Here is a 17,762-nt window from a genome sequence, read left to right on the forward strand (position 1 = left end):
ATCACATTCACTTAAATAAGCAAACAAACACGCGATTGCTAACAGGGTTATAAAAACATACCACCCGATGCTTCTATGCGTTGCCCGGTTACCCAACGGTTTTCATCACCGAGTAATTGCGCAATCATAGGGCCAATATCATCAGCTTGACCAACGCGCCCCATAGCTGTAAATGAACTCACTAATTGCGCAACATGCTCATTATCACGGACAGCACCACCGCCAAAATCAGTGGCAATTGCGCCTGGAGCGACGACATTCACGGCAATATTGCGACCAGCAAGTTCTTTTGCCATGTATTTGGTTAATACCTCAACGGCCCCTTTCATGGTGGCGTAGGCCGCTTTTCCTGGTAATGCAAAGCGTGTCAGCCCAGAAGATAAGTTAATAATACGCCCGCCATCATTGATCATCTCATGCAATGCTTGCGTTAAGAAAAACACACCTTTTACATGTACATTCATCAAATTATCAAACATAGCTTCGCTGGTATCAGCAAATGCACTGTCACTGCCATGGCCTGCGTTATTAATTAAATAATCAAATCGAGACGTTTGCCATTGTGTTGCTAAGGTACTTTCAAGTGTTTGTTTAAATTCAGCAAAACCTAAAATATCGCTCACATCAAGTTGAATGGCGACGGCTTTTGCCCCCAGTGCGGCTACTTCCTCTACAACTTGCTGCGCTTCATCTTTATGGCTTCTGTAAGTAAATACACAATCAATGTTTTTACGTGCCAAACTTAAAACTGTATTTTTACCTAATCCGCGATTACCACCTGTGATCACTGCAATTTTGTTGCTCATCGTGTTTACCCTTTTGCTTTGAAGTAATTGTGAGCAACCAGTATATTTACACTGCAAATTCAGATAAACCATGTAAAATTGAATTAACTGTTCGCAAATAACAAACAATCATGAATGAACTGAATGCCATGAAAACCTTTGTTCAGGTTGCAGAGCAAAAAAGCTTTTCGGCTGCAGCACTTGCACTGAGCATGCCTAAATCATCTGTTTCGCAGTTGGTCAAACAACTCGAAGATACGTTAGGTGCTCGGCTTCTAAACCGCACAACAAGACGAGTTACGCTTACTAACGAAGGCACGGTTTTTTATCAGCGCTGCAAAGATATGCTTGCTGATATAGACGAACTACAAACCCTATTTCATAAAAAAGACGAAGCGTTATCAGGTCGTCTTAGAGTAGATATGCCACAGCCAATTAGCAGACGTTTAGTGCTGCCGAATCTAGACAGCTTTTTATCTGCACACCCGCAATTAGAGATTGAGCTGAGTAGTTCAGACAGACGAGTTAACCTAATTGAAGAAGGCTTTGATTGTGTAGTGCGAGTCGGTAATTTAGAAGATTCATCGCTGATTGCGAAAAAAATTGGCCACTGCCCGATGATTAACTGTGTAAGCCCAGGTTATATTAAAAGCTATGGCAACATCACAGAACTTAGCGATTTAGCCAAGCACTACATTGTTCGCTATAGCCAAACACTCGGTCAACTTGACCCCGGCTTTGAATACCAAGATACACAAGGCGATTGGCAAACCCTCACCATGAAATCACAACTTACAGTTAACAATACAGATGCCTATAAAGCAGCGTGCTTAGCTGGGCTTGGTCTTATTCAAGTGCCACGTCATGGTGTTCTCGACGAGCTTAGTCGTGGTGAACTTATCCAAGTTTTACCTGACTATAATTTGCCGCCCATGCCTATGAATATCGTCTACCCAAATCGACGTCATTTACCAAGGCGCACCCGAGTGTTTATTGATTGGTTAAGCGAGCAATTAAAACCGATTACGCAGAGCTAAGATGCTTGCTATGTGCGCTTCAGTTTAACTACCTTTAATTACAGATAGCAGAAGTTGATCAATTTCATTATTCACTCCACCAACGCTACTATTGTTTAAAATTACGTAACCAATATTTTTATCTGTCACAGAGCGAGTTAATGATGTCCAGCCTCTATTAAACCCTGCAAAACCTAGACTGTTATTCTCAGAGTCTACGACATAACTCATACTCCATCGCCCTCCTGTGTGAGGCTGAGCTTGAATCATATTTGCAATAAGCTGATTTGATAAAATATTTGAACCAATATAATTACCTTGCTCATTTTTTAGCACTGCCTGATTAAGCTTAGCTAAATCATCTGCAGTTGTTATAAAGCCAGCGGCAGCAGTTTCTGTAAAATACACCATGGCTGTTTTGTTACCATTCTCATCGTAAGGACTAGCCAGCATTGCCGGAGAAATACTATTAATATCAAACGAAGAGTTCGTCATTCCAAGGGGTAAAAGAACGTTTTCAGTCATAAAATTACTGAAAGATTGATTAGTCAGGTCTTCAATTAACAGCTGAACTATCGTGTAACCACCACCTGAATATGACCATTTAGTGTCAGGTTCATGAATAATTTTAACAGCTCCATCACCCGTGTTATCGCCTTCTAATGACTCTACAAGAGTAGGTAATGGATCTTCAGCGCCCCATCCATTGTACCCACTTAATGAAAGCCCTGCAGTATGAGAGAGAATATTGCGTAAAGTTACCTTGTTAGCATCAAACTGAGAATTCGGTATTTTCCAGCTTTTTAAGTAATCATTAATTGGTTTATCAAGTTCAACTTTACCTTGTTCAACTAGTTTCATTGCGCCCCAAGCTGTAATCACTTTAGAAATGGAGCCAACATTGAATAAAGTTTTGTGTGTGATTGGGGTTCTATTTTCAGCGTCAGCATAGCCATAAGAATATGAACCAAGCACCTCTTTCCCTTGCACAATCGATATAGCAATACCACGCGCTTTGCTTTTTTCAAGAATTAAAGGGATCTCCTTATCTAGCACTTTAGAAAATTCTAAACTTTTGGTTTGTTTTGCATGTAATGAGCAAGACGATATTAAAAATAATATTAGAATTATAAACTTATTCATGAGCATCCTTGTAATTATAACTGCCACTTTAATGGCTTAAATTAATTGACTAACCGCTTATCACTTAATAAAAATATAAAAGTAGGCAATATAAAAATCCCCGCTAAAAGGGCGGGGATTCCTAATATAACCATTTCACAAATTACTGAGTAACGCCTTCCGCGGCAACTGGCTCTGCGGGTTTTTCGTCACTTAGTAAGTATTTATCTAACCACTGCTCTTGCTCCCAAAGTACATGCAGCAAGCTCTTACGAGCGCGATAGCCATGCGCCTCATAAGGTAACATCACTAAACGGGCTTCTTTACCTAAGCCTTTTAATGCAGCATACATACGCTCACTTTGCATTGGGAATGTACCCGAGTTTGGATCTTCTTGACCGTGGATCATCAGCATAGGCTCATTGATTTTCTCAGCGTGGAAAAACGGTGACATTGCCGCGTACACATCTTGTGCTTGCCAAAAATCACGTTCTTCACCTTGGAAACCAAATGGCGTTAGGGTGCGGTTGTATGCACCACTGCGGGCAATACCGGTTTTAAATAAGTCGCTGTGCGCTAATAAATTCGCCACCATAAAGGCACCATAAGAGTGACCTGCAATGGCAATGTTATCTTTATCTGCCACCCCTTTTTCAACAAGTACATCTACTGCAGCCTTAGCACTTGCCACCAGCTGCTTACGGAATAAGTCGTTTGGCTCTTTACCATCAACACCCACAATTGGCATTTTCGGATCGTCAAATACCGCAATACCTTTTGCCAGATAAGGCATTGGCCCCCAATAACCGATATAGGTAAATTCATACGGCGACTCACGCATTTGTGACGCAACGGCTTTATCTTTATATTCAAGCGGATAAGCCCACATTAGAACCGGTAACGGGCCTTGAGTTGAATCATAGCCCGGCGGTAAATAAAGCGTACCACTAAGTTCAACACCATCATCACGCTTGTATCGAATTAGCTCTTTAGTCACCCCTTTAAACTCTGGATAAGGGTGCTCAAAAGTCGTAAGTTGAGTCAGGGTTTTATCGTCTAAATCACGAATAAAGAAGTTAGGTTGCTCAGTTTTAGATTCGCGAATCGTAATTAAACGCTCGCCTTCATCATCAAGCATTGCACGCACACGCTCATAATATGGCGCTTCTGATTGCCAAATGCGTGTTGTGGTATTGGTTTTTACATCATAACGGTCTAAAAACGGAATATTGCCCTTTTCAGATGCACCATTACCGCGTAAGAAAAGATAACGTCCACCAACGACTTTTAATACATCAGCGCCCAAATCATTTTTTTCATAAATTGGGTAACCTGGGTTTTTGTAGGCATCGTTATAGCTGCGCTCAGAAAATAACACGCGATTTTTATCTGCATTACGAGGTTGAATAACAAATGTGCGAACTTGTCGGTCGCTAAAGCGCCATTCAGATAACAAAGCAACATTACCGTTGCCCCAAGTTATTGAGTCAAAACGGCGTTCAACTTTAGCAAATAACTTAGCATCACGTTTAAATGGTGCTCTTAGGCTATAAAGGTAATCGTGATGAGGCACGTCGGTTTTCATATCACCGCCGTCTTGTGCTTCTGCCCAAATAACTTCAGCACCTTGATCTGCTCGCCATTGAAATTCGCGGCGACCAGTACGCACACTGTCATAACCTTGTGGAATGTTATCTGCTAAAGGCTGCTTCGCAAGCTCTGCAAGCGTATAGCCACGCATTCCCCAAATTTGCCAAGTCGCAGCAAATCGGCTGTAAGGCACTTGATAAGAAAAAGGCTCATCAATCATGCCAACCAAAATATTGGTTGAATCAGGTGAGACCGAAAACGATTTAATTAAGCCCGGTTGACCAATTGGTTGGCCTTGACCACTAAGCGGAATATAAGTCAGCTGGCTTTGTGCAAAAAACTTAAATTGTGCTTCATCATATGGGCTAGTTAACAAGTTTTGATAAGTACGCGCAGGCGCTTTTTCACCACTACTTTGCTGAATAACTGGCACAATCTGCGAGCTGTCGTTGCTGATACGTGCTTTACCAATATTAACTGCTGCATTAGCTACAATGGCGCTGCTATCTGGCAACCAAGTATAAGGCGTGCGCGTTAGCACTGAATTAAGTGGTGTATCACTTAACTGGCGAGCTTGCTTTGTACTTACATTATAAACCCATAAGTTAGCACTCGATGCTTGTTCAACCACAAACGCCAAGTATTGACTGTCGCTTGACCAACTTGGTGAACGTAAAATGCCGTTTGGCAAACCAGATACAACAATTTCAGAACCGGTTTCAACATGCTTAAGCACTAAAGATGTGAATTTATTACGCACTCGTGAGCGCGAAAAATTAGCAGGATTAAGCTTAATACCCGCAAGTTTCAACTCTTCTTTGGCTAAGTCTTGTAAGGTATCGATGCGTTTTCTATCAAATAACGCCAGCCACTGGCCATCATTCGATAAATAACTACTCGGTGCAAGCTTAGCATCAACCACAGCAGCCAGTGCGGGCGATGGAGTTTGATAACCTTGATTAGCAAAACTGGGTGTGCAAACAGCTGCGCCAATAACTAGCGCAAAAAGCAGTTTAAATGCTTTCATGTTCGTTCCTTTTTCGTTTTTATTTTCGATTCTGTAAACAAGTAGAACATGTTTGCAGCATTTCATAAAGAGTTTAGGCCCTTTTGGCAGCCAATCAGTGACTTAAACAGCTAAATTACGCTAAAATAAAAGCACTCTATTCGCCACTTTTTGCTAATAAAAATGAAAAAATCGACAGGCAAAGTCACAATTTGGGATGTTGCTGAACAAGCACAGGTTTCAAAATCAACGGTGTCTTTGGTCCTTACCAACAGTGATAAGGTCAGTAAAAAAAGTAAAGAAAAAGTACTGGCTGCCATTGATAAGCTTGGCTATGTGTATAACCGCGATGCTGCAGCACTACGCAGCAAGCGCTCAAACCTAGTCGCGTTGGTTATAAACGACTTAACCAACCCGTATTCAGCTCAGCTTGCTGTTGGCCTCGAAAAACACATCTTTGAGCTTGGCATGCTGCCAATGCTGGTGAATATTGCGGAGTGTGTCGAAAGGCAAACTCAAGTGGTGAAAACCCTAAAAGAATACAACGTATCGGCGTTTATTATGTGTCCGGCACCGGGGACTGAGCAACAGTGGCAAGATGATTTAATAAATAGTGGTTTTCCGGTTATTAATATCATGCGTGAAATTCCGTTTTCAGCAGCGCCGTGTATTTTGCCTGATAACAAAAAAGGCACGCATATTTCGACCAGCCATATTTTATCGCAAGGCATAGAAGAAATTGCCTTTTTAGGTGGCACGGCAGAAATATCTGATTATCATGAGCGTTTAAGTGGCTTTTTAGCTGCGCTTGAGCAATTTAATATCACTGACGAAAAACCGGTTATTCAAGCGCCGACAAACCGCCAAGGTGGCCGAGAAGCCTTCAATACCCTTATAAAACAAGCACCAAATACCAAAGCCATTGTCTGTTTTAATGATGTGATTGCTTATGGCGCGATTGAAGCTATGCGCCAACACGGTCTAGAGCCGGGTAAAGACATTAAAGTTATTGGTTTTGATGACCTAGAAGATTCGCGCTTAATGCTGCCATCTCTTTCAACCATCGCCATTAATGCCGATGAAATCGGTAAACGCACCTGTCAGGTGCTAAAAGAACTATTAGATAAATCAACACCACCCGTTCGCACCTTGGTGGATGTTAACTTAAAAATACGAGATTCAAGTCAATGAAAAAAGTGTTAGTGATCGGCTATGTATGGCCTGAGCCTAATTCGTCGGCAGCCGGCACCCACATGATGTCACTCTTGCGCGCCTTTCGTGCAGAAAACTGGCAAGTTGAATTTGCAAGCCCAGCGCAAAAAACCGAACACATGGTGGATCTCAGCGAAGATGGCATTACCACACAGGTCATTGCATTAAACTGCTCAAGCTTTGATGAGTACGTGCAAGCGTATAACCCTGATATTGTGATGTTTGACCGCTTTATGATGGAAGAACAGTTTGGTTGGCGAGTCGACAAATACTGCCCTAATGCACTTAAAGTTCTCGATACAGAAGATTTACAGTGTCTAAGAAATGCCCGTCACGACGCTCATAAAGCAGGTAGAGAATTCAGCTATGGTGATTTACACAGCGATATTGCCAAGCGAGAAATCGCCGCTATTTTACGCTCAGACATCAGCTTAATTATCTCGCATTACGAGATGCAGCTACTCAATGACGTTTTCAAAGTCGATAACGCCCTACTTCACCACCTACCATTTTTGGTTGATTTACAGCATATCCCCACCAGCACCAAAGCATTTTCAGAACGTAAACACTTTATGACCATTGGTAATTTTCGTCATGCGCCAAACTGGGATGCAGTGCTGTACTTACAACAGATTTGGCCGCTGATCCGCAAACAATTACCCGATGCCGAACTCCACATTTATGGCTCTTACCCACCACCTAAGGCTACAGCGCTTAACAATCCAAAAACCGGCTTCTTGATCAAAGGCTGGGCTGATGATGCTTATCAAGTGATGGAAGATGCCCGAGTATGTTTATCGCCACTGCGTTTTGGGGCTGGTATTAAGGGTAAGTTACTCGAAGCGATGATCATGCAAACGCCGAGCGTAACAACTCCTATTGGCAGTGAAGGCATGCATCAAGATGAGCCTTGGTCAGGCGCAATCTGTGAAGATGCACAGCAATTTGCAGACGCAGCAGTGGCACTTTATCAAGATGAAGCGTTATTTACTCAGGCACAGCAAAATGGCCAGCAGTTATTGCAAAAATATTATGATAAATCAAAACTTCAGTCGCAGTTAATCGCTAAAATCACCGCCATTAGTGAGTCATTAGCGCAGCATAGACAGCAAAATTTTACCGGCCAAATGCTCAAACATCATACCATGCGTTCGACCCAATACATGGCGCAGTGGATTGAAGCAAAAAATAAGTAATTTTGCCGTAAATAACACTAGACATAGCGGCTTTTGTCGCTAAAATCGCGCTGGTCAATTTAAGCGATATAGCCTAGCTATTGGACTATATCTTATTGAATTTTGGTCTATCCTTAACTGAACAATTTAACCTTTGGTTCAAAACGCCTTTGAAAACCGCAACGTTTACTGAAAAACGAAAATTTATCGTGAAGCTTGGCAAAATGCTTCATAAATACGGTACACCTGCATACCGACTAGAAGCACACTTAATGGAAGTTGCGACTTACCTCGGTTTGAAATCATCTTTTGTTATGTCGCCAACATCAGTGACATTTGTTATTTGGACAGATGGGCACGAAGAAGAGTACACCCATGTTGCGCGTGTTGATCCGGGCGATCATGACTTAGGCTCGCTGGCAGATACCGATGACTTAGTAAACAAAATGCTTAATGGTGAGCTGACGCTACAAGAAGTCGATAAACAGCTCGATATTATTTACACCATGCCAAACCCATATAATAAATTTATGACTGGCGTTGCGTTTGCAACCTCAGGTGGTGCATTTGCCATGTTGATGGGTACTAGCTGGAATGATGTATTTTGGTCAGCACTTATTACCTTAGTGGTGTATTTATTTGTACTTTGGTCAACACGCTCTAAACGTGTTGCACATATGCTTGAGCCATTAGTAGCCATTGTATCGGCGATTATAGCCTGTGCTATTAGTGTCTATATTGATGCCCAAATTAACATACGACTGGTGGTACTTTCAGCCATCATTGTGTTTATACCCGGCTTAGCATTAGCCCTAGGTTTAGCAGAGTTAGCGGCAAGGCATTTAGTGTCTGGTACCGCTCGGGTGATGGACTCATTCATGCTGCTGTTTAAGCTGTATTTTGGTGCTTTTATTGGTATTGGTATTGGTTTTGCTATTTTTGGCCAAAGTGACTTTGTGCAACCTGAGCCTTTACCTAAATGGACGGCTTGGCTAGCTATATTCATGCTATGTAGCAGCCTAATCGTGATTTTTAGAACCAAGCTAAAGCATGCTGTTTGGTCTATTGCATCTGGCTTTATAGCGTATGGTACAAGTATTGGTTCAGCTATGTACCTAGACTACACATTAGGCACATTTGTAGGCGCATTAGCCGTGGGCGTTTTTAGCAACTTATTCAACCGCGTTGTCAATGCACCCGCCTCTATTGTAGCTATGCAAGGACTGATCGTATTGGTACCTGGTAGTAAAACCTATATTGGCTTGAACTCACTTATTGAAGGCCAAGATTTCGTTTATGCAGACCATATTGGCCAGCAAACATTTTTGATTTTCATGTCATTAGTAGCGGGGCTTATCTTTGCTAACGTCGCGCTGCCACCGAAGAAAAGTTTATAACTTACTAAGCCCGAGTTTCTCGGGCTTTTTTACATCCTCGTTTTAATAAGCCGACTTTGCTTATCAGCAACAAACTGATATAACTCTAAGTGCATGTGGTAAAAATAAAAAGGATTTATTCAGTGATGAGATTGGCTTGGCTGTTATGCAGCTTTTTCGCATTTAGTGCATTTGCAGAACCTCAGTGTGTGAACTGTCATCAAAGCCAAGTTGAAGACTGGCAAACATCCCATCATTTTCATGCTATGGAACAAGCCACTCCCGCTTCGGTGCTTGGTAATTTCAACGAACAAACCCTCGACTATCAAGGCCAGCAAGCGCGCTTTTATCAACAAGACCAACAACTATTTATAAGCATGCCAAACCTTGAGGGCAAGCTCACTGACTACCCCGTTTTATATACATTTGGCTATGAGCCATTGCAGCAATACATGTTTGATATGGGTCAAGGCCACATTCAGCTGTTTCCATTTGCATGGGACTCACGCAGTAAAGCAGACGGCGGTCAGCGCTGGTTTGTACTGCACCCTGAGCAGAAAAAACACGACCTATTTCATTGGTCTCAAAAAGGCCAAAACTGGAATCACATGTGTGCCGATTGCCATTCAACAGATTTCAAAAAGCAATTTGACCTTAAAACGAATAGCTTTGATTCAACTTATTCAAGCATTAACGTGAGCTGTAAAGCGTGCCATGGTGATACACAAGCTCATTTAAAATGGGCTGATGGCGATAGCAGTATTGCCGATAAGGGCTTTACCCATAATATTAAAAAGCAAACCCCACTGTTTACTCAACACGCTGATGGCAGTATGCAAAGCGTGCAGCCACTGGTAAAAAGCGAGCAAGTGCAAATGTGTGCAACCTGTCATGCTCGTCGCTCACAACTTGATGACCGCAAAGACCCACATAGTTTTTTACAACGCTTTCAAGGCTCTTTACTCACTCCTGAGCTTTATCACGTTGATGGTCAAGTGTGGGATGAAGACTATGTATGGGGCTCATTTTTACAAAGTAAAATGTACAACGCGGGGGTTACCTGTAGTAACTGTCATAACCCTCATTCGGGTAAATTAAAGATTCCAGGGAATCAAACTTGTACGCAATGTCACAGCCAAGAGGTGTTCGATACGCCGAAACATCACGGTCACAAAGTGGCAAGTACAGGCAGCCAATGTGTTGATTGTCATATGCCTGTCACCACCTATATGCAAGTTGATGCAAGGCGCGACCACAGCTTTCGGGTACCACGCCCAGATTTAACATTAAAAACAAATGCTCCAAATGCCTGTAATAGCTGCCATGAAGACAAGACGCCGCAGTGGGCGGTTAGCAAAATAAAAGACTGGCATCCAAATTCAAAACACCTTGGCACTGCGCATTTTTCTGAGGCGTTTTATACCGCCGATAACCGTTTACCTAATGCCTCAACCATGCTGACCCAGATCGTGCAAGATAAAGGCTTTCCTGACATTATTCGCGCTTCAGCATTAAGCCGTTTAGCCGCAAGCCCAGATAACAACGCTGTCGTTGCGATTGCTCGCTCAGTAAAAGACAGCGAGCCATTAAAACGCCAAGCAGCCATTGAAGCGGCCATGCCTTTTGATATTAACCAGCGCTGGCGCTTATTAAACCCGCTTTTAGATGATGAGCATTTACCTATCAGAGCGGAAGCTGCAAGAGCACTTGCAGGTATGTTAATTCAACCGTTCCCTACGGGGCTCAACGAGCAAGACAGCAAACGTTTAAATTCAGCCCTTGATGAGTACAAAGGCATTCAAGAGTACCAAGCAGAGCGTGGCTATTCCCATACCAATTTAGGTAATCTGGCGCTCACACTTCAAAAGCCCGCGCAAGCTAAAGCACATTACCTACAAGCAATCAGTATTGAGCCTATTTTTGCTCCCGCTTATGTCAATTTAGCTGATTTATACCGAAATCAAGGCGATGAAAAAGCAGCACAAGCTATTTTAAAACAAGGCTTAGACGTTAACGCCCAAAGCGGCGATATTCATTATGCCCTGGCAATGAGCCTTATTCGCACAAAACAAAAAGACACCGCTCTTACTCATTTACAAAAAGCCGCGCAGTTCGCACAAGAAAATGCAAACTATCAGTTTACCTACGCCCTGCTATTACAAGATTTAGGCAATATGCCAGCTGCAATATTAGCCCTTGAGCGTGCTTTTAACCTAACACCGAATAACCCAGATATCAGCTACAGTTTGGCGCAGTGGTATGTAGCAGAAGAGAACTACAGCCAAGCGCTGTTTTATGCCAGAAATCTAGCCCGTCTGGTACCGGGTAACCAGCAAATTGAGCAGTTTGTGAAACAGCTGGAAATGATGAATAGCATTAATCATTAAGCATTAAAAAAGGGCCAAGTAGGCCCTTTTCAACTCAACTTATGGTTAATAATTAATGACCATAGTTTAGTGATTTTGCTTTTTCGATTGCTTCATTCACGTTAAGAGATGCAGACTCTTGACGCGGTGGGAACTCTACAAAAGATTGTACATGTTCGTTTAACTTAGCAATGATTGGCTGTAACAACCAGCTCTTACGCATGATTTGGTGGAAACCTGTTACTCCATCATAGTGCTCTAATGGATCTTTACGTAAGTTAAATAGTTTAGGCATGCTGTGAGTTACCATGTCTTCGTAATATAAACCATTTGGTTTAGTCGCAAAGTGCATTTTCCATGGGCCAAAACGAACTGCTGTAAGCTGAGACTCATAGTAATAGAAGAAATAATTACGTGCAGACTTATCCGCCTTACCTGTCCAATAAGCTAGGTTGTTTTCACCATCAATATAAACTTTGTCTGACTTTTTAAGTTTTTCTCGTAAGTTCTTTTCACCTAGAGCAGCAGCAACAGTTGGGAAAACATCTTCATGTGAAGAAATACCATTTAGCTTTAAGCCTTTAGGTATTTTGTTTGGCCAACGAACTAAGAAAGGCACACGCACGCCCCCTTCCCAGGTTGTCATTTTTTCACCGCGGAACTCAGTTGTACCCGCATCAGGCCAGCTTGATTGCTCAGGGCCATTATCACTGGTGTAAATAACTATGGTGTTATCAGCAATTTTTAGCTCATCAAGTTTATCAAGCAATTTGCCTACGTGGCCATCATGCTCCATTAAACCACTACCAAATACGTCTTCTTCAGAGCTAATGCCCGTCGCTAAATGACGGCTTTCTGGTTTTAAGTGAGTGTAAACATGCATACGGCTCGTTGCATGCCAAATAAAGAATGGCTTTTTGGCTTTAACTGCACGTTCCATAAAATTAAGTGAGCGCTCTAACACTTCTTCGTCAAAGGTTTCCATACGTTTGCGAGTAAGCGGGCCAGTATCGATGATTTTGCCATTGGCGTAAGATTCAATAACACCACGTGGGCCAAATTTTTTCACAAACTCAGGATCTTTTGGGTAATCCGCTTGTTCTGGCTCTTCAGATACATTGAGGTGGTACAAGTTACCGTAAAATTCGTCAAAGCCATGCTTTGTTGGTAAGTGCTCATCTAAATCACCTAAGTGGTTTTTACCAAATTGCGCAGTCATATAACCGCGATCTTTTAAAAATTCAGCTAAGGTAGGATCGGCTTCTTTAATACCTAGTGGGTTACCCGGTTGGCCTACCGTTGTTAGGCCTGTTCGAATTGGTAATTGCCCCATTAAAAACGCAGCACGACCCGCTGTACAACTAGGTTGTGCATAGTGGTCTGTAAACAATGCACCTTCGTTAGCAATGCGATCAATATTAGGGGTTGGGTAGGTCATACCATGCGAATATGCACTGAGTGAGATTGGCGCAACGTCATCAACCATTATGGCTAATACGTTTGGTTTATCTGCAGCTAAGCTTACCGTTGAAACTAAACCACAAATAGCCGCCGCTATTAGTTTTTTCATAAATCATCCCTTTTCATTAATAGTACCATTTGCTCTTGATAAGCACCTTTTAGTATAGATTAAAAAACAACCCAGTCTAGTCTCTAAAAACGGCAAAAACGATTTAAATCAAATTTACACAAAAATCACACAATTGTATTAAACAACTGAAAAACAATAGTAAAACAATACTTAAGTGCTTTTTGATAGCAACGTTTTATTTACTGAGGCCTGTTCGCTTTTTATGCTCGCCTTTGTCACTATTTTTATGCTATTTTTATTTTAGGAAGGAATAAATTGATGCCTCTTTAGAGGCTGAAGTCGAATATTTATTAAGCCAAAAGTATCTAAATTCAACTTAAATAAACTAAACATTTATTATTCAACCTTTTGTGTAAGGAAAACACATGACTTCTCTTCGGTTACCCTCTTTACTAGCACTTATGATTGCTGCTTCAAGCCATGCGGCTGAGCAAAAAGAAGTACAGGATATGTCAGATCCTCTGGCTGTTTATACACAAGCAGGAGTCGGTGTTACAAACAAAGGGCTCAACTTTAAAGTTGGCCAAGCATACGATACAGGTATCGCAACCACTGCTGGTATGAATGTTTTTGAAGTAAAAGGCATATATGGCGATGCGCTAGGCTGGGAAAGCGACAGCAAAACGACAGATTCTATTGATTCTTTTCGCTTTCGTAATTTCTCAGTTGACCTAACCACTACAATCGCAACGCAAATTGATGCTAACTATAACCTTAATGCCAACCTTGTCGCTGACGAAAGTATGGATGTTTCTTATAGCTTTATAAAAGCTTTAAAACCTATGGGGCGCTTTACGTTTTACCCGTTAGCTGGGGTGGGTGCATCACTCGGTGAAAATACCCTAGAAGATGACGGCAGTCGTGACAGCGGTTATTCCATTATGGGTGCTTATGGTTTAGTCGGTATGTACGCAAAAATAACCATTAACGATAAAATTTGGCTTAACTACAATCCATTTTGGCTAACAACTATCGGCGGTAGCGATAACTATAAAGATCACTACTACGGTCTAAACCAAAGCCATATTTTGACTCATGAATTTGCAGCAAGTTACCAAATTAACCCGCGTATGAATCTACGCTATTTCGCAAACTGGAATGAAAACGTTGACTTTATGGATGGCGATCATCGTCTCGAATTTAATTATCAGCTATAAAATTTGAAGTAACAAGAAACAACAAGGTAAGGGATTAAGTGAAAAAAGTTGTACTAATAAATATGCTTACAGCAAGTTTGCTAAGCACACAAAGCTTTGCATCAAGTTACGATGAATATGCAATAAAACCTGCAGAACAGCAATTAAGTAATCAACAACAAAAAGTTGATGAACCGATTTCATTTTTACCCATACCGACTTTTATTACAGAGCCAGCTGTAGGGCCTGGGCTTGGTGTTGTTGGCCTTTTTTTTCATGACAAAGAAAAGAAGGCCAAAAAGAAGAAAAAAGAAGGCTCTACCCTACCACAAAGCATTAGTTTAGTGGGCCTAATGGGCACTAAAAATGGCACCAAAGGCGGTGCTGTTGGCCACATTACCTTTTGGGATGAAGACCGTATTCGCTATCAAGGGATTGTTGGCTGGGCGAGTATAAACCTTGATTTCTATACCTTCGACGAGATCAAGCTACTCACACCATTGTCGTTGAATATTGAAGGCCCAGCGGTGTTTCAAAACCTTAAGTTGCGCTATGACGACAGTAACTTCTTTTACGGCTTTAAACAGATTTATCGTAAAGTAGAAATAAGCTTAGCCGAAAACCCTATCGAAGATTTTCTGCTCGAAAACGATATTATCAAAGACCACCTTTCACTTGATGTAAATACGTCAGGTATTGGACCATTAATTGAGTACGATAGCCGAGATAACCCCCTAAACCCTGAGCGAGGCTTTAACTACAAGGCTGAGTATTTATATTATGATGAAGCTATTGGCAGTAAGGTTGATTACACCAGTCTAAAGCTTACCGCCTTAAATTACTGGCGTTACACCGATAAATTCAACTTTGCCCTGCGCATGCAGTATGACTCAGTTAACAACCGTGGTGAAAAGCGCTTACCGGTTTATATTCCGCCAAGTATTAGCCTTCGCGGTGTGTCTGCAACTCGCTATCAAGGTCTCGATGTATTTGTTACCGAAGCAGAAGCGAGCTATAAAATCACTCACAAAATAAAGCTCAATGTGTTTACTGGTATGGGCTGGGCAGCCGATAACTTTTCTGACTTATCGAAAGCTGAAACCATTGATACTGTAGGTGCAGGCTTTCGCTATTTAATTGATGAACATTACGGAATTAGTATTGGCTTAGATGTAGCCCATGGCCCTGAACAAAACGCAATTTACATTCAAGCGGGGTCTACTTGGTAACCAAAACTAATACTTTTGTTATTATTTTAACAGCAATTTAAACCTAAAGATTGAATAAATTTATTTCATTGCTATTATCAATAGCTCAATAAATATTCAGGGATTGAACGGATGCATAAAAAAGTATCAACCAACCATTATCCATTCAAAGATTTTAAACCCCATGGGCTTGTCGAGTTTTATCAACGTGAACATGTGCTTTTAACGACTGCTACTGGGCCTTTCAACGAAGAGATTATTGACGCGCACTCTTTTATGCAAAAAGATTACATCAACAAGCTCAGCGCTGATTATGGTCAATGGTTTGAATTGGTTGAGTTTGAAAACTCATGCATGGCAACACCAGGGGCGCTTGAAAAACTAATGGTGTATTTTGTTGAGCTTCGACGAAAAGGCATCGCACCGGCCAAAACAGCTTTAGTGATAAAAGAAGGGCTTGAAGGCGGTAGTTTGCTTAGCGATACCTACTGCAATTTATATAAACGAGCAGGCATGGTAATGAATGTATTTAAGTCAAAAACAGCGGCCCTTAACTGGTTAGCAGAAGAGCCTGTGACTGAATTAGCCTGTTAACACACTATTTAATTTAAAAAGTGTTGCTCTTCTTCCCGCAAGGTCAATACTTCAACTCCCCTCTGGGTCTCCCAAACGCTTAGCTAAAGATACAGCTTAATTACAACTCAGCTATCATTTTAACAAGCGCTTGAGTTGTCCATTCAAGTTCATTGAATTTAATATCAGGTTGATAATAAAAGCCTTTTTCACGTGGTCTATTTACATAGACCTTTATCGGCAGAATCACTTTAGCAAAGCCTGAAGGTAAGGTTTCGAGCCTCACTTCCATGTAGGTAGAGTCTGTACTACTTGGTGCACCAACTAATTGTGTGTTTGCAAACAGCTTAAAACTATCCAGTGCATCTAGACAAGCGCTGGCACATTGCCCAGGCACAATCACATAAACGGGTGTAGTAAACTGACTGGCGTTTTTTGGCATTGCTTGTTGCTCTGCTGAGGCTACCTCGACATAAAATTGTTCACCCTTATCATAAGCCGCCAGCATACTTTCGTGGGTTGTCTTTAACCATTGATACCAAGGGCTAGCCGTATCATAGCTTGCGACTACATCGCCAAAATAGTCAGTATTACCTTTAGAAGTTCGCCACCACACTTGGGTATTTTTGTGTAACTTATAGCGGCCATATTTAAATTGTTCACTGCCCCAAAGTGCTGAGGCTATTTGCTCACTCCACATCGATGAGCCACCTTGATTATGGCGAAGATCAAGTACCACAGCTTTAGCTTGCATTAACTTATCATGTTGCTGTTCAATGGCGCTCAGCATCGTTTGGTAATCTGCTTGTTGCTGCTCATTGGGTGCATACGTTGGCATACTGATCCAAGCAATATCCTTTAAAGGCCAATTAAGTTCGATTGGTAACTTATCGCCGTTGTAAGCATTTTTAAGTTTTTCTTTGACACTATCAGGCCTAATACGCCAGTTTAACTTTAAGCTGTAAGTAGAGCCGTCGGCTTTTTCAAACGTGCAGCTTTCAAGTGGCGACAAAAACGGGTTTCCATCATCAACCGTTAGTCGCCAGCCATGATTCCACCAACTACCGGGTTGCTCAACTTCGCCGTAATAGCGAAAAACGCGCTCAACGAGCAAAGTATTAATTGCTGTATTATCACAACTTACGAGCTGATCACCCTTGGCAACTGTATCTAATTCGCTGTAATACACTTTTAACGCATCACCGCGCCATACAGTTGAAAAACCCGGCCAACTTCTTTGTGGTTTTAATTCACTTGGTAAGGTATCAACCGCTCCCGCATGACCATCTTGTAGAACAGTTCTAAAACGTGCAATAGCCGCAGCAAAACCTTGTGAACTATGCGCTTTTACAGCCAGCTTTAAGCCTTCTTGCTTTGCTTTTTCAAGCTGTTTAGCAAAGCCTGGATTACGTACATCATGCATACCAGGGTGATTGATAAGCGATAACTGATAAGCCGCTTCAACATCTTTTATAGCAAGTTCAGACCAATTAATTTCAGAATGAGTGACTGTACGACCCTCATCGGCGCGACATAGATTCACACCAAAAGGGCTAAAGTTTAGAGCTGTAAAGATGAGTGATAAGTAAAGCGTCAAGCGTTTCAT

The 17,762-nt window shown here is 41.8% G+C and carries 13 protein-coding genes; 8 read left to right on the top strand and 5 right to left on the bottom strand.

The window, feature by feature from the left end:
• Positions 1–47: 47 nt before the first annotated feature.
• Complete coding sequence (locus AN213_RS02905; RefSeq protein WP_055197286.1) at positions 48–806, bottom strand: SDR family NAD(P)-dependent oxidoreductase; 759 nt, start codon at positions 804–806, stop codon at positions 48–50.
• A gap of 110 nt (positions 807–916) precedes the next feature.
• Between AN213_RS02905 and AN213_RS02910 the strand changes: the two genes are divergently transcribed.
• Positions 917–1,822 carry a LysR family transcriptional regulator gene (locus tag AN213_RS02910; RefSeq protein ID WP_095209691.1) on the top strand — a complete coding sequence of 302 codons (906 nt, stop codon included), beginning with the start codon at positions 917–919 and terminating at the stop codon, positions 1,820–1,822.
• 24 nt (positions 1,823–1,846) lie between these two features.
• Here the strand turns inward: AN213_RS02910 and AN213_RS02915 are convergent, their stop codons facing one another.
• Both AN213_RS02915 and AN213_RS02920 read right to left on the bottom strand, forming a co-directional pair.
• Positions 1,847–2,944 carry a serine hydrolase gene (locus tag AN213_RS02915; RefSeq protein ID WP_236702879.1) on the bottom strand — a complete coding sequence of 366 codons (1,098 nt, stop codon included), beginning with the start codon at positions 2,942–2,944 and terminating at the stop codon, positions 1,847–1,849.
• A gap of 142 nt (positions 2,945–3,086) precedes the next feature.
• On the bottom strand, positions 3,087–5,540 hold the full coding sequence (locus tag AN213_RS02920; RefSeq protein ID WP_055197292.1) for a prolyl oligopeptidase family serine peptidase: 2,454 nt from the start codon (positions 5,538–5,540) through the stop codon (positions 3,087–3,089).
• Positions 5,541–5,702: 162 nt separating this feature from the next.
• On the opposite strand from AN213_RS02920, the gene AN213_RS02925 reads away from it, so the two are divergent.
• The 4 genes from AN213_RS02925 to AN213_RS02940 all read left to right on the top strand — a co-directional run bounded on the left by AN213_RS02925 (position 5,703) and on the right by AN213_RS02940 (position 11,669).
• Entirely contained in the window at positions 5,703–6,710 is a 1,008-nt protein-coding gene (locus tag AN213_RS02925; protein ID WP_054562511.1) for a LacI family DNA-binding transcriptional regulator, read from the top strand.
• Complete coding sequence (locus AN213_RS02930; protein WP_054562512.1) at positions 6,707–7,927, top strand: glycosyltransferase; 1,221 nt, start codon at positions 6,707–6,709, stop codon at positions 7,925–7,927. The genes AN213_RS02925 and AN213_RS02930 overlap by 4 nt, the downstream gene beginning before the upstream one ends.
• Before the next feature lie 149 nt (positions 7,928–8,076).
• Positions 8,077–9,303, top strand: a complete 1,227-nt coding sequence (locus AN213_RS02935) for a threonine/serine exporter ThrE family protein (RefSeq protein ID WP_082401625.1) — start codon at positions 8,077–8,079, stop codon at positions 9,301–9,303.
• 125 nt (positions 9,304–9,428) lie between these two features.
• Positions 9,429–11,669 carry a tetratricopeptide repeat protein gene (locus AN213_RS02940; protein ID WP_055197294.1) on the top strand — a complete coding sequence of 747 codons (2,241 nt, stop codon included), beginning with the start codon at positions 9,429–9,431 and terminating at the stop codon, positions 11,667–11,669.
• A gap of 52 nt (positions 11,670–11,721) precedes the next feature.
• Here the strand turns inward: AN213_RS02940 and AN213_RS02945 are convergent, their stop codons facing one another.
• The gene (locus AN213_RS02945; RefSeq protein WP_054562514.1) at positions 11,722–13,218 is read right to left on the bottom strand and encodes an arylsulfatase; all 1,497 of its coding nucleotides are present in this window, start codon (positions 13,216–13,218) and stop codon (positions 11,722–11,724) included.
• Between the two features lie 386 nt (positions 13,219–13,604).
• On the opposite strand from AN213_RS02945, the gene AN213_RS02950 reads away from it, so the two are divergent.
• From AN213_RS02950 to AN213_RS02960, 3 genes are all read left to right on the top strand, one after another.
• A complete protein-coding gene (locus AN213_RS02950) occupies positions 13,605–14,396 on the top strand; it encodes a hypothetical protein (protein ID WP_095209692.1) in 792 nt (263 codons plus the stop codon).
• A 38-nt stretch (positions 14,397–14,434) separates the two neighbouring features.
• Positions 14,435–15,604, top strand: coding sequence for a BamA/TamA family outer membrane protein (locus tag AN213_RS02955; RefSeq protein ID WP_236702880.1), 1,170 nt, complete (start codon positions 14,435–14,437; stop codon positions 15,602–15,604).
• Positions 15,605–15,715: 111 nt separating this feature from the next.
• Complete coding sequence (locus AN213_RS02960) at positions 15,716–16,177, top strand: hypothetical protein (RefSeq protein ID WP_054562515.1); 462 nt, start codon at positions 15,716–15,718, stop codon at positions 16,175–16,177.
• Positions 16,178–16,277: 100 nt separating this feature from the next.
• Here AN213_RS02960 and AN213_RS02965 read toward each other — a convergent pair whose 3' ends face one another.
• Complete coding sequence (locus AN213_RS02965) at positions 16,278–17,762, bottom strand: S41 family peptidase (protein WP_055021402.1); 1,485 nt, start codon at positions 17,760–17,762, stop codon at positions 16,278–16,280.

Origin of the sequence: Pseudoalteromonas sp. P1-8 (genome assembly GCF_001399985.1) — a bacterium.
Lineage (GTDB): Bacteria > Pseudomonadota > Gammaproteobacteria > Enterobacterales > Alteromonadaceae > Pseudoalteromonas.